This window comes from Enterobacter sp. E20, from assembly GCF_000801755.2.
Classification (GTDB): Bacteria; Pseudomonadota; Gammaproteobacteria; order Enterobacterales; family Enterobacteriaceae; genus Enterobacter; species Enterobacter asburiae_B.
Window position 1 is genome coordinate 4,637,794 of the sequence record NZ_CP012999.1, and the last position, 12,969, is coordinate 4,650,762.

At 56.9% G+C, this 12,969-nt stretch carries 11 protein-coding genes; 10 read left to right on the forward strand and 1 reads right to left on the reverse strand.

Annotated elements, in window-relative coordinates; all coding sequences use genetic code 11:
• The first annotated feature begins 191 nt into the window (after positions 1 to 191).
• The 7 genes from priA (at position 192) to rraA (ending at position 8,157) form a co-directional block, all read left to right on the forward strand.
• On the forward strand, positions 192 to 2,387 hold the full coding sequence (gene priA / locus NI40_RS21690; RefSeq protein WP_039264218.1) for a primosomal protein N': 2,196 nt from the start codon (positions 192 to 194) through the stop codon (positions 2,385 to 2,387).
• A 119-nt stretch (positions 2,388 to 2,506) separates the two neighbouring features.
• Positions 2,507 to 3,532, forward strand: a complete 1,026-nt coding sequence (gene cytR, locus NI40_RS21695; protein ID WP_023309683.1) for a DNA-binding transcriptional regulator CytR — start codon at positions 2,507 to 2,509, stop codon at positions 3,530 to 3,532.
• 93 nt (positions 3,533 to 3,625) lie between these two features.
• Positions 3,626 to 4,621 (forward strand): cell division protein FtsN, encoded by a 996-nt coding sequence (gene ftsN, locus NI40_RS21700; protein ID WP_039264217.1) that lies wholly within the window; start codon positions 3,626 to 3,628, stop codon positions 4,619 to 4,621.
• A 94-nt stretch (positions 4,622 to 4,715) separates the two neighbouring features.
• Positions 4,716 to 5,246, forward strand: a complete 531-nt coding sequence (hslV, locus tag NI40_RS21705) for an ATP-dependent protease subunit HslV (protein WP_008501802.1) — start codon at positions 4,716 to 4,718, stop codon at positions 5,244 to 5,246.
• A 9-nt stretch (positions 5,247 to 5,255) separates the two neighbouring features.
• Positions 5,256 to 6,590, forward strand: coding sequence for an HslU--HslV peptidase ATPase subunit (hslU, locus tag NI40_RS21710; protein WP_023309685.1), 1,335 nt, complete (start codon positions 5,256 to 5,258; stop codon positions 6,588 to 6,590).
• Between the two features lie 68 nt (positions 6,591 to 6,658).
• Positions 6,659 to 7,579, forward strand: a complete 921-nt coding sequence (gene menA / locus NI40_RS21715; RefSeq protein WP_023309686.1) for a 1,4-dihydroxy-2-naphthoate polyprenyltransferase — start codon at positions 6,659 to 6,661, stop codon at positions 7,577 to 7,579.
• A 92-nt stretch (positions 7,580 to 7,671) separates the two neighbouring features.
• Entirely contained in the window at positions 7,672 to 8,157 is a 486-nt protein-coding gene (gene rraA / locus NI40_RS21720) for a ribonuclease E activity regulator RraA (RefSeq protein WP_023309687.1), read from the forward strand.
• Positions 8,158 to 8,743: 586 nt separating this feature from the next.
• Here rraA and zapB read toward each other — a convergent pair.
• On the reverse strand, positions 8,744 to 8,983 hold the full coding sequence (gene zapB / locus NI40_RS21730) for a septal ring assembly protein ZapB (RefSeq protein WP_010436935.1): 240 nt from the start codon (positions 8,981 to 8,983) through the stop codon (positions 8,744 to 8,746).
• 410 nt (positions 8,984 to 9,393) lie between these two features.
• Here zapB and NI40_RS21735 point away from each other — a divergent pair, with 410 nt between their 5' ends.
• The 3 genes from NI40_RS21735 (at position 9,394) to glpX (ending at position 12,934) form a co-directional block, all read left to right on the forward strand.
• Positions 9,394 to 10,239, forward strand: coding sequence for an MIP/aquaporin family protein (locus NI40_RS21735; RefSeq protein ID WP_014885705.1), 846 nt, complete (start codon positions 9,394 to 9,396; stop codon positions 10,237 to 10,239).
• Positions 10,240 to 10,260: 21 nt separating this feature from the next.
• Positions 10,261 to 11,769, forward strand: a complete 1,509-nt coding sequence (gene glpK / locus NI40_RS21740) for a glycerol kinase GlpK (protein ID WP_023309688.1) — start codon at positions 10,261 to 10,263, stop codon at positions 11,767 to 11,769.
• 154 nt (positions 11,770 to 11,923) lie between these two features.
• A complete protein-coding gene (glpX, locus tag NI40_RS21745; protein ID WP_032662725.1) occupies positions 11,924 to 12,934 on the forward strand; it encodes a class II fructose-bisphosphatase in 1,011 nt (336 codons plus the stop codon).
• Positions 12,935 to 12,969: the final 35 nt, after the last annotated feature.

A 12,969-nucleotide genomic window follows, 5' to 3' on the forward strand; every position in this document is an offset into this window, starting at 1 on the left:
TCAGTTAAGGCCGCGTCGCTCTTCCAGCCCTAACGCCAGACACCACGCGATGTTGATTGTAAGTTCTTTGGCGTAAAGTACACCAAAGGCGGCGAATCATACAGAATTTGACCAACGTATGCAAACTGATCCGCACGCCGCTTTTACTAATGTGTATACTAACGCGCCACTTTTCAAGTCAGGAAGATTCGATGCCCGTCGCTCACGTTGCCCTGCCCGTTCCGCTTCCCCGCACCTTTGACTATCTGCTGCCCGACAGCATGAGCGCCAAAGCGGGCTGCCGCGTGACCGTGCCGTTTGGCAAACAGCAGCGCGTGGGGATCGTCGTCTCCGTCAGCGATAAAAGCGAACTGCCGCTGAACGAACTGAAGTCGGTCGTTGAGGTGCTGGACAGCGAGCCGGTTTACTCCACCAGCACCTGGCGACTGCTGCTGTGGGCGGCGGATTATTATCATCACCCGATTGGCGACGTCCTGTTCCATGCCCTGCCAATTATGCTGCGTCAGGGCAAGAGCGCCAGCCACGCGCCGATGTGGTACTGGTTTGCCACCGAGCAGGGCCAGGCGGTGGACATCAACAGCCTGAAGCGATCGCAGAAACAGCAGCAGGCGCTGGCGGCGCTGCGTCAGGGAAAAATCTGGCGACATCAGGTCGACGAGCTTGAGATCAGCGAAACGGCGCTACAGGCATTAAGAAAGAAAGGGCTGAGCGAACTGGCAAGCGAAGCGCCCGCCCTTCACGACTGGCGCGACGGCTTTTCCGTCTCCGGCGATCGCCTGCGTCTGAATACCGAGCAGGCCACCGCCGTGGGCGCGATTCATAGCGCCTCCGATCATTTCTCTGCCTGGCTGCTGGCAGGGGTGACGGGTTCCGGTAAAACGGAGGTCTACCTGAGCGTGCTGGAAAACGTGCTCGCTCAGGGCAAACAGGCGCTGGTGATGGTGCCGGAAATTGGCCTGACGCCGCAAACCATCGCCCGATTCCGCGAACGCTTTAACGCGCCGGTTGAGGTACTGCACTCCGGCCTGAACGACAGCGAACGCCTCAGCGCCTGGCTGAAAGCCAAAAACGGCGAAGCGGCGATTGTGATCGGTACCCGCTCGTCGCTGTTTACGCCGTTTAAAAATCTTGGCGTTATCGTGATCGACGAAGAGCACGACAGCTCCTATAAACAGCAGGAGGGCTGGCGCTACCATGCCCGCGATCTGGCGGTCTATCGCGCGCACAGCGAGCAAATTCCCATTATTCTCGGCTCCGCCACGCCGGCGCTCGAAACGCTGCACAACGTGCGCCAGCGCAAATACCACATGCTGCGCCTGACGCGTCGGGCGGGGAATGCCCGTCCGGCCATTCAGCACGTGCTGGATCTGAAAGGCCAGCAGGTTCAGGCCGGGCTTGCGCCTGCATTGATTACCCGCATGCGCCAGCACCTGCAGGCGGGGAACCAAGTCATTCTGTTTCTGAACCGCCGCGGATTCGCCCCCGCCCTGCTGTGCCACGACTGCGGCTGGATTGCCGAGTGCCCGCGCTGCGACCACTACTATACCTTCCACCAGGCCCAGCGGCATTTGCGCTGCCACCACTGCGACAGCCAGCGCCCGGTGCCGCGCCAGTGCCCGTCGTGTGGTTCCACGCATATTGTGCCGGTCGGTCTGGGGACGGAACAGCTGGAACAGGCGCTTGGCCCCTTCTTCCCGGACGTGCCAATTTCTCGTATCGACCGGGACACCACCAGCCGCAAGGGCGCGCTGGAACAACAGCTGGCGGAAGTGCATCGCGGCGGCGCGCGCATCCTGATTGGTACGCAGATGCTGGCGAAAGGCCACCACTTCCCGGACGTCACGCTGGTTGCCCTGCTGGACGTAGACGGCGCGCTGTTCTCGGCAGATTTCCGCTCAGCCGAGCGCTTCGCCCAGCTTTATACCCAGGTGGCAGGGCGTGCCGGTCGCGCCGGTAAACAGGGCGAAGTGGTGCTGCAAACGCACCACCCTGAGCATCCGCTGCTGCAAACCCTGCTGCATAAAGGCTATGACGCCTTTGCCGAGCAGGCGCTGGCCGAACGCCAGACCATGCAGCTGCCGCCGTGGACCAGCCACGTCATCATCCGCGCGGAAGATCACAACAACCAGCAGGCGCCGCTTTTCCTGCAGCAGCTAAGAAACCTCCTGCAGGCCAGCCCGCTGGTGGATAATCAGCTGTGGATCCTGGGCCCGGTGCCAGCGCTCGCACCAAAGCGCGGCGGACGTTTCCGCTGGCAAATCTTACTTCAGCACCCCTCACGTGTTCGCCTGCAGCATATCGTCAGCGGCACGCTGGCGCTCATCAACACGCTGCCGGAAGCGCGAAAAGTGAAGTGGGTACTGGATGTCGATCCCATCGAAGGCTGAAGACGGATCGAAAAATTTAACGCTCCTCACACTTTTTATGAAAATTCTGTAACCGATTCCATTAACTATCTGTAAAAATGGTGATGTCAGAAGTTCGGTGTTCAGGCGAGGAGAAGACGTTGAAGTCCAGGAAAGAGGTTGCACCGGCGACCATGAAAGACGTTGCCCAGAAAGCACAAGTCTCTACGGCAACGGTATCCCGCGCATTAATGAACCCGGATAAAGTCTCCCAGGCGACCCGTAACCGGGTAGAGCAGGCTGCGCTTGAAGTGGGCTATTTCCCACAGGCGATGGGACGTAACGTCAAACGCAATGAGTCGCGCACCATTCTGGTGATTGTGCCGGATATCTGCGACCCCTTCTTCAGCGAGATTATCCGCGGTATTGAAGTTACGGCAGCGGAACAGGGTTACCTGGTGCTGATTGGCGACTGCGCTCACCAGAACCAGCAGGAAAAAACCTTCATCGATCTCATTATCACCAAGCAGATCGACGGCATGCTGCTGCTTGGCTCTCGTCTGCCGTTTGATGCCAGCATTGAAGAGCAGCGTAATTTACCGCCGATGGTGATGGCCAACGAGTTTGCGCCAGAGCTGGAGCTGCCGACGGTCCACATTGATAACCTCACCGCCGCGTTCAACGCCGTAAACTATCTCCAGGAGCTGGGGCATAAGCGTATTGGCTGTATTGCTGGGCCTGAAGAGATGCCGCTGTGTCACTATCGCTTACAGGGCTACGTTCAGGCGCTGCGCCGTACCGGCGTCACCGTCGATCCGCACTACATTGCGCGCGGTGACTTTACCTTCGCCGCGGGTGGACAAGCGCTTGAGAAACTTCTGGACCTGCCTGAACCGCCAACCGCCGTATTTTGTCACAGCGACGTGATGGCGCTGGGCGCATTGTCGTACGCCAAACGCCGCGGCCTTCGCATACCGAAAGATTTATCGATCATCGGATTCGACAATATTTCGCTTTCAGAATTTTGCGATCCGCCGCTCTCAACGGTCGCTCAGCCGCGCTACCAAATCGGCCGCGAAGCGATGCTGCTTCTGCTGGATCAGCTTCACGGTCAAACAGTTAGCAGCGGCTCGCGGTTGCTGGACTGTGAACTGATTGTCCGCGGCACTACCCAGGCATTGACTTAAAGTAAACGTCTTTCGGATACCCTTATCTGGTCAAAGCCCCGCCGCTTAAGTAACATGGCGGACTGACGAACGAATAAATACAGCGAAACGATAGTGGCACAACGAGATTATGTACGTCGCGGCCAGCCGGCACCTTCGCGACGCAAAAAGAGTAGCTCAAGGAAAAAGCAACGTAACCTGCCTGCTGTCTCGCCAGCAATGGTCGCTATTGCTGCGGCTGTAGTCGTCGCCTTTATTGGTGGCCTGTACTTCATCACGCACCATAAAAAAGAAGAGTCTGAGGCGCTTCAGGCCAGTAAAGTTGCCGGAAATGGCCTTCCTCCGAAGCCTGAAGAGCGCTGGCGGTATATCAAAGAGCTGGAAAGCCGTCAGCCTGGGGTGCGTGCGCCAACCGAACCTTCTGCGGGTGGTGAAGTGCAGAATGCGAATCAGCTGACGGATGAACAGCGTCAGCTGCTGGCCCAAATGCAGGCCGATATGCGCCAGCAGCCTACGCAGCTGAACGAAGTGCCGTGGAATGAGCAGACGCCGGCACAGCGCCAGCAAACGCTGCAGCGACGTCAGGCGCAACAGCAGATCCAGCAGCAACAGCAGCAGCAGTGGGCGCAAACCCAGCCGGTGCAGCAGCCGAAAGCACAGCCGCGGGTAACGGAACAGCCATACCAGCAGCAGACGCGTACGGCGCAGTCTCAGCCAGTCCAGCAGCAGCCGAAAACGCAGCCGCAGAAACAGGCGGCTCAGCCGTATCAGGATCTGCTCCAGACGCCAGCGCATACCACCGCGCAGCAGCCGAAAACGCAGCAGGCCGCGCCAGTGACCAAAGAGACCGAAGCGCCGAAGCAGACGGCTGAGAAAAAAGACGAGCGCCGCTGGATGGTACAGTGCGGTTCGTTCAAAGGCGCGGAGCAGGCAGAAACGGTACGTGCGCAGCTGGCCTTTGAAGGATTTGATTCGCGTATTACCACCAATAACGGCTGGAATCGCGTGGTGATTGGTCCGGTCAAAGGCAAAGAAAATGCCGATGGCACCATTTCGCGGTTGAAAATCGCCGGCCACACAAACTGCATTCGACTCGCTTCCGGGGGTTGAAACCCCCGAAATCCCCCCCATCTATCATTTAATTCAGCCCTGAGCACAGGCTCAGGGCTTCTGTTTCCCGATTCTGTAACCAGGGGGTCTGCTCGTGACAACAATAGTAAGTGTACGCCGTAACGGCCATGTGGTAATCGCCGGTGATGGCCAGGCCACGCTGGGTAATACCGTCATGAAAGGCAACGTGAAGAAAGTGCGCCGCCTCTACAACGACAAAGTGATCGCCGGTTTTGCAGGCGGCACGGCGGACGCCTTCACGCTGTTTGAACTGTTTGAACGCAAACTGGAAATGCACCAGGGTCATCTGGTGAAAGCTGCCGTTGAGCTGGCGAAAGACTGGCGTACTGACCGCATGCTGCGCAAGCTCGAAGCGCTGCTGGCCGTGGCCGATGAAACCGCCTCGCTGATCATCACCGGTAACGGTGACGTGATTCAGCCGGAAAATGACCTGATTGCCATCGGCTCTGGCGGCCCTTATGCCCAGGCTGCAGCCCGCGCGCTGTTGGAAAATACCGACATGAATGCGCGTGATATCGCGGTGAAGGCGTTGGATATTGCAGGTGATATCTGCATTTATACCAACCACAACCACACCATCGAAGAATTGACCTCCAAAGCGTAAGGATCTCCCATGTCTGAAATGACCCCACGCGAAATTGTCAGCGAACTGAACAAACACATTATCGGCCAGGATAACGCCAAGCGTTCCGTGGCTATCGCCCTGCGTAACCGCTGGCGTCGTATGCAGCTTGATGAAGAGCTGCGCCACGAAGTGACGCCGAAAAACATTCTGATGATCGGCCCGACCGGCGTTGGTAAAACCGAAATCGCCCGTCGTCTGGCGAAGCTGGCTAACGCGCCGTTCATCAAAGTGGAAGCCACCAAGTTCACCGAAGTGGGCTATGTGGGTAAAGAAGTGGACTCCATCATCCGCGATCTGACCGACTCGGCGATCAAGATGGTGCGCGTCCAGGCGATCGAGAAAAACCGCTATCGCGCGGAAGAGATGGCCGAAGAGCGCATTCTCGACGTGCTGATTCCACCGGCAAAAAACAACTGGGGCCAGGCAGAGCAGCAGGCGGAACCATCCGCGGCGCGCCAGGCATTCCGCAAAAAACTGCGTGAAGGCCAGCTGGACGACAAAGAGATTGAGATCGATCTCGCTGCCGCGCCAATGGGTGTGGAAATCATGGCGCCTCCGGGCATGGAAGAGATGACCAGCCAGCTCCAGTCCATGTTCCAGAACCTGGGCGGCCAGAAGCAGAAAGCGCGTAAGCTGAAAATCAAAGACGCGATGAAGCTGCTGATTGAAGAAGAAGCGGCGAAGCTGGTAAACCCGGAAGAGCTGAAGCAGGACGCTATCGACGCGGTTGAGCAGCACGGTATCGTGTTTATCGACGAAATCGACAAAATTTGTAAGCGCGGCGGCAACAGCTCCGGTCCGGACGTATCCCGCGAAGGCGTTCAGCGCGACCTGCTGCCGCTGGTTGAAGGCTGCACCGTCTCCACCAAGCACGGCATGGTGAAAACGGACCACATCCTGTTTATCGCTTCAGGGGCGTTCCAGGTTGCCAGCCCGTCGGATTTGATCCCCGAACTGCAGGGGCGTCTGCCTATCCGCGTAGAGCTGCAGGCGCTGACCACCGAAGATTTCGAACGTATCCTGACCGAGCCGAACGCCTCTGCTACCGTACAGTACAAAGCGCTGATGGCGACCGAAGGCGTGAACCTCGAGTTCACTGAAGACGGTATCAAGCGTATTGCTCAGGCCGCATGGCAGGTCAACGAAACCACCGAGAACATCGGTGCGCGTCGCCTGCATACCGTGCTGGAACGCCTGGTGGAAGATATCTCTTACGACGCGAGCGACCTTAACGGTCAAACCGTTACCATTGACGCAGAATATGTGAGTAAACATCTGGATGCGTTAGTGGCAGATGAAGATCTGAGCCGTTTTATCCTATAATCGCGGTTACTGGATTCTCATCACGTTTAATGGGGGCTAATGCCCCCATTTTTATTGGCTAAATACTTATGACTGACATCAGCCGTACTCAGGCGTGGCTCGAAAGTCTGCGCCCTAAAACGCTTCCTCTGGCCTTTGCCGCGATTATCGTCGGCACCGCCCTTGCCTGGTGGCAGGGTTATTTTGATCCGCTGGTCGCCGCGCTGGCACTGATTACCGCTGGCCTGCTGCAAATTCTCTCCAATCTCGCCAACGACTACGGCGACGCGGTAAAGGGCAGCGACAAGCCGGACCGCATAGGGCCACTGCGCGGAATGCAGAAAGGGGTGATTACCCAGGCGCAGATGAAACGCGCGCTGATTATCACCGTAGCGCTGATCTGCGTATCCGGCCTTGCGCTGGTGACGGTGGCGTCTAAGACCACCAGCGATTTCATTGGCTTCCTGGTGCTGGGTTTACTGGCCATTATCGCGGCCATCACCTACACCGTCGGCACGCGTCCTTACGGTTATATTGGGCTCGGGGATATCTCCGTACTGGTGTTCTTCGGCTGGCTGAGCGTGATGGGAAGCTGGTACCTGCAGGCGCATACGGTGATCCCTGCCCTGTTCCTGCCCGCGACCGCCTGCGGTCTGCTGGCGACGGCGGTGCTCAACATCAACAACCTGCGCGACATCGACAGCGATCGCGAGAACGGCAAAAACACCCTGGCGGTTCGTCTGGGGCCGGTCAATGCGCGCCGCTATCATGCCTGCCTGCTCATTGGTGCGCTGGTTTGCCTGGCGCTGTTTAACCTGATTTCCTTGCAGAGCCTGTGGGGCTGGCTGTTTGTGCTTGCCGCGCCGCTGCTGATTAAGCAGGCCCGCTTTGTGATGCGTGAACTCAGCCCGTCCGCCATGCCGCCGATGCTGGAACGCACGGTAAAAGGCGCGTTGCTGACTAACCTGTTGTTCGTCATCGGGATTGTGTTAAGCCAGACGCTGCGTTAGCTGACAAATATCAATTAACAATTGATGATTTTGCCAACAACGCATTTCGCACGATATACTGAACACATTCGCAGCAACTGAGCGTTAAACCTATGAAATACGATACCTCCGAGCTCTGTGACATCTACCAGGAAGATGTCAACGTCGTTGAACCGCTGTTCTCCAACTTTGGTGGGAGGTCGTCGTTTGGCGGTCAAATCGTCACGGTGAAATGTTTCGAGGACAACGGGTTGCTGTACGATCTGCTCGAACAGAATGGCCGCGGCCGCGTTCTTGTGGTCGACGGCGGCGGTTCCGTGCGCCGTGCATTAATTGATGCTGAACTGGCCGGCATTGCCGTTCAGAATGAGTGGGAAGGCCTTGTGGTGTACGGTTCCGTACGTCAGGTGGACGATCTGGAAGACCTGGATATCGGGATTCAGGCCATCGCGGCCATACCGGTAGGGGCGGCGGGTGACGGCATCGGCGAAAGCGACGTGCGCGTCAATTTCGGCGGCGTGACCTTCTTCTCCGGGGACCATCTCTACGCCGATAATACCGGCATTATCCTGTCCGAAGATCCGCTGGATATCGAGTAGTAAAAAGTCAGCGAGAACCATAAAAAAACCGCCAACAGCAATGTGGCGGTTTTTTTGTCCCCTCAGGATTCGCGGTCCGTTGGGAAGTTTTGCAGACTAACACCAGGGAGTTTCATCATACTCTCGTCCAAACCTTGGGCAACCCCTCAGAACCTTTATAAAATCCTAATTGTCTATGAATACCTTAACTCCACGGTTGATGCTCATTATGATGAAGCGTCCCTTTCCGCCATCTCGCAAATGGGCATCGGTCCAGGGAAAGGTGTATTCACTACCGTAAAGCAGGCTAATACCAGGGCTTGTGTCCACCGACTTATCACCGGTGGTGAACGGTGGAGCGGTTAGCTGCAGGGACCGCATAATGAAACGCTATTTATGTATCGCGTTCATTGTCGCCAGCGTACTCGTTGTAAAGAGTGATGAACCCAATGTGTTCGTTGCTTTTGCTATGACAGCGCAGGACAAGTAGCGTTAAGGCCGCCTTTGGCGGCCTTTTTTATGGTGATCGCCGACTGACATCAAACCATAAAAAAAGCCGGGTGGCGGCTTCGCCTTACCCGGCCTGTTCAGTTCATCCCAATGGGAATTAAACCTCTTCCATACGTCCCAGCAGCGCCTGCAGGCGATCCTGCCAGCCGTTCTGCTGTTCGCGCAGCTGGTTGTTTTCGCGCTCCAGTTCTTCGCGGCCGTGCTGAGCGTTCTGAACTTCCTGCGCCAGGCTGTTGTTCTTTTCTTTCAGCTCTTCAATTTCCATCTGCAGCAGGGTGATGGTGTCAATCGCCTGCTGTACTTTCGATTCCAGTTTCTCAAACACTTCTAAAGACATGATGCTACCTCTCCTGAATTGCAAGGCGACGCTTTAACATAAACGCGCACGACATATACCGTCGATTGTATGGAGCGCGGCGCTCTGTGTCCAGCGACACACCGCGCAGATCGCGGTTTGCAACACTTTTAGGTCTGGTCCTGGTGTGTTCGCGTCATATACCCCTAAATTGTTAACTGATTCGTTAATGAAATGATTCAGCTCACATTCCTGCACTGATCCTGTACTGATGCAAAAATGTGCTTTATGGCGCGAAAACGCTCATTTTATTGACGCAGACCACACATTTTGATTTCGATATTTCTCGTTTTTGCTCGTTAACGATAAATTAACACTATGTCTACAGGGCATCGTGGCTGTCACGGGCGGCCATGCTAACAATAAACATCAATTTCTTCAGGATTCCGATTATGAGTCAGACATCAACCTTAAAAGGCCAGTGCATTGCCGAGTTCCTTGGTACCGGGTTGTTGATATTCTTCGGAGTGGGCTGTGTCGCTGCACTGAAAGTGGCGGGTGCCAGTTTTGGTCAGTGGGAAATCAGTATCATCTGGGGTCTGGGCGTGGCGATGGCCATCTACCTGACTGCAGGGGTTTCTGGTGCACATCTTAACCCGGCGGTGACAATCGCACTGTGGCTGTTCGCGTGCTTTGACGGACGCAAAGTTGTTCCTTTCATTCTTTCTCAGTTTGCCGGCGCGTTTTGCGCAGCGGCGTTAGTTTACGGGCTTTATTACAATCTTTTCATCGACTTCGAACAGACGCATCATATGGTACGCGGCAGTGTCGAAAGTCTGGATCTGGCAGGCATCTTCTCAACCTACCCTAACCCGCATATTAATTTTGTGCAGGCGTTCGCAGTTGAAATGGTGATTACCGCTATTCTGATGGGCGTTATCCTGGCGCTGACCGACGACGGAAACGGCATTCCGCGCGGCCCGCTGGCACCCCTGCTGATTGGTTTGCTGATTGCGGTAATTGGTGCATCCATGGGCCCGCTGACCGGCTTCGCGATGAACCCGGCACGTGATATCGGACCAAAAGCCTTCGCCTTTATCGCTGGCTGGGGCGACGTCGCCTTCACCGGTGGCAAAGACATTCCTTACTTCCTGGTACCGCTGTTTGCGCCGGTTGTCGGGGCTGCGCTGGGTGCGTTTAGCTACCGCAAATTAATTGGTCGCCACTTACCGTGCGACACCTGTGTGGAAGAGGAGAAGGAAACGACTTCTACCGCACAACAAAAAGCTTCGCTGTAATCTGACTACGGGACACATACCATGACCGAAAAAAAATATATCGTTGCGCTCGACCAGGGCACTACCAGCTCCCGCGCTGTCGTAATGGATCATGACGCGAACATCGTCAGCGTGTCACAGCGCGAATTTGAGCAAATTTATCCTCGTCCAGGCTGGGTAGAACATGACCCAATGGAGATTTGGGCGTCACAAAGCTCCACGCTGGTCGAAGTGCTGGCGAAAGCCGATATCAGTTCCGACGAGATTGCCGCGATTGGGATTACCAACCAGCGTGAAACGACGATTGTCTGGGAACGCGAAACCGGTAAGCCCATTTACAACGCTATCGTCTGGCAGTGCCGCCGTACATCCGAGATCTGCGAACAGCTGAAGCGCGACGGTATGGAAGAGTACGTGCGCAGCGCCACCGGTCTGGTGGTTGACCCGTATTTCTCCGGCACCAAAGTGAAATGGATCCTCGATCACGTGGAAGGTTCACGCGAGCGTGCTAAACGCGGCGAGCTGCTGTTCGGTACCGTCGATACCTGGCTTATCTGGAAGATGACCCAGGGACGCGTTCATGTCACCGATTACACCAACGCCTCGCGTACCATGCTGTTCAACATCAACACCCTGGAGTGGGATGACAAGATGCTGGACGCGCTGGACATTCCGCGCGCGATGCTGCCTGAAGTGCGTAAGTCTTCAGAAGTGTACGGTCAGACCAACATCGGCGGTAAAGGCGGCACCCGTATTCCTATCGCCGGTATTGCCGGTGACCAGCAGGCGGCGCTGTTCGGCCAGCTGTGCGTCAAGGAAGGGATGGCGAAGAATACCTACGGCACCGGCTGCTTTATGCTGATGAACACCGGCGAGAAAGCGGTGAAATCAGAAAACGGCCTGTTGACCACCATCGCCTGCGGCCCGCGCGGCGAAGTGAACTATGCGCTGGAAGGTGCGGTGTTCATGGCGGGTGCATCCATTCAGTGGCTGCGCGACGAGATGAAGCTGATCAGCGATGCGTTTGACTCCGAGTACTTCGCGACCAAAGTGAAAGACACCAACGGCGTGTACGTAGTGCCTGCGTTCACCGGTCTGGGCGCACCGTACTGGGATCCGTATGCACGCGGGGCGATTTTCGGCCTGACGCGCGGTGTGAACTCTAACCACATTATTCGCGCCACCCTGGAATCCATCGCCTATCAGACGCGCGACGTGCTGGAAGCGATGCAGGCTGACTCCGGCATTCGTCTGCACGCCCTGCGCGTGGACGGCGGTGCGGTAGCGAATAACTTCCTGATGCAGTTCCAGTCCGACATTCTGGGCACCCGCGTTGAGCGCCCTGAAGTGCGTGAAGTCACGGCGCTGGGCGCGGCGTACCTTGCCGGTCTGGCGGTAGGCTTCTGGCAGAACCTGGACGAGCTGCAGGAAAAAGCGGTTATCGAACGCGAGTTCCGCCCGGGCATCGAAACCACCGAGCGTAACTTCCGCTACAGCGGCTGGAAAAAAGCGGTGAAACGCGCCCTGGCGTGGGAAGAGCACGAAGAGTAATTCCCCTCACCCCGGCCCTCTCCCCAAAGGGGAGAGGGTGTTTTAAGTCCCCTCGCTCCTTTGGGGAGAGGGTTAGGGTGAGGGGAGTACAGACCGCACCTTACCCACTCTGTGATAAACTTCGTGCAATTCCTTTTGATTGCACGAGTACCTCATGAAACGTGAACTTGCTATCGAGTTTTCCCGCGTCACCGAAGCGGCCGCCCTCGCAGGCTATAAATGGCTGGGCCGTGGCGACAAAAATACCGCAGACGGCGCAGCCGTCCATGCCATGCGTATTGTACTTAACCAGGTCAACATTGACGGCACCATCGTGATCGGCGAAGGCGAGATCGACGAAGCGCCGATGCTCTACATCGGTGAAAAAGTCGGTACCGGCAAAGGCGATGCCGTGGATATCGCGGTTGACCCGATCGAAGGCACCCGCATGACGGCGATGGGTCAGGCCAATGCGTTAGCGGTGCTGGCCGTCGGCGATAAGGGCTGCTTCCTGAACGCGCCGGACATGTACATGGAAAAGCTGATTGTCGGTCCTGGCGCAAAAGGCGCAATCGACCTTAGCCTGCCGCTGGAAGAGAACCTGCACAACATCGCCAAAGCCCTGGGCAAACCCCTTAGCGAACTCACCGTCACCATTCTGGCGAAACCGCGCCACGACGCCACTATCGCGCAAATGCAAAAGCTCGGCGTGCGCGTGTTTGCTATTCCTGACGGTGACGTTGCCGCCTCGATCCTGACCTGCATGCCGGACAGCGAAGTCGACGTGCTGTACGGCATCGGCGGCGCGCCGGAAGGTGTGGTCTCCGCGGCAGTGATCCGCGCGCTGGATGGCGATATGCAGGCCCGTCTGCTGCCCCGCCATGAGGTGAAAGGCGACAGCGAAGAGAACCGCCGTATCGGGGAAAACGAGCTGGCGCGCTGCGAAGCGATGGGCATCGAGGCCAATAAAGTGCTGGCTCTGGACGAGATGGCGCGTAGCGATAACGTTGTCTTCTCGGCGACCGGCATCACCAAAGGCGATCTGCTGGACGGCATCACCCGCAAGGGCAATATGGCCACCACTGAAACCCTACTGATCCGCGGTAAATCACGCACCATTCGCCGCATCCAGTCTATCCACTATCTCGACCGCAAAGACCCGGACGTGCAGACGCACATTCTGTAAAACCGTTTGATCGATAGAGCTTTCCGGCCCTGACG

Bases quoted from the DNA above. Each gene is read 5' to 3' on its own strand.
- rraA (WP_023309687.1), top strand. From the start codon at position 7,672: ATGAAATACGATACCTCCGAGCTCTGTGACATCTACCAGGAAGATGTC.
- menA (WP_023309686.1), top strand. From the start codon at position 6,659: ATGACTGACATCAGCCGTACTCAGGCGTGGCTCGAAAGTCTGCGCCCT.
- glpX (WP_032662725.1), top strand. From the start codon at position 11,924: ATGAAACGTGAACTTGCTATCGAGTTTTCCCGCGTCACCGAAGCGGCC.
- NI40_RS21735 (WP_014885705.1), top strand. From the start codon at position 9,394: ATGAGTCAGACATCAACCTTAAAAGGCCAGTGCATTGCCGAGTTCCTT.
- priA (WP_039264218.1), top strand. From the start codon at position 192: ATGCCCGTCGCTCACGTTGCCCTGCCCGTTCCGCTTCCCCGCACCTTT.
- hslU (WP_023309685.1), top strand. From the start codon at position 5,256: ATGTCTGAAATGACCCCACGCGAAATTGTCAGCGAACTGAACAAACAC.
- zapB (WP_010436935.1), bottom strand. From the start codon at position 8,983: ATGTCTTTAGAAGTGTTTGAGAAACTGGAATCGAAAGTACAGCAGGCG.
- glpK (WP_023309688.1), top strand. From the start codon at position 10,261: ATGACCGAAAAAAAATATATCGTTGCGCTCGACCAGGGCACTACCAGC.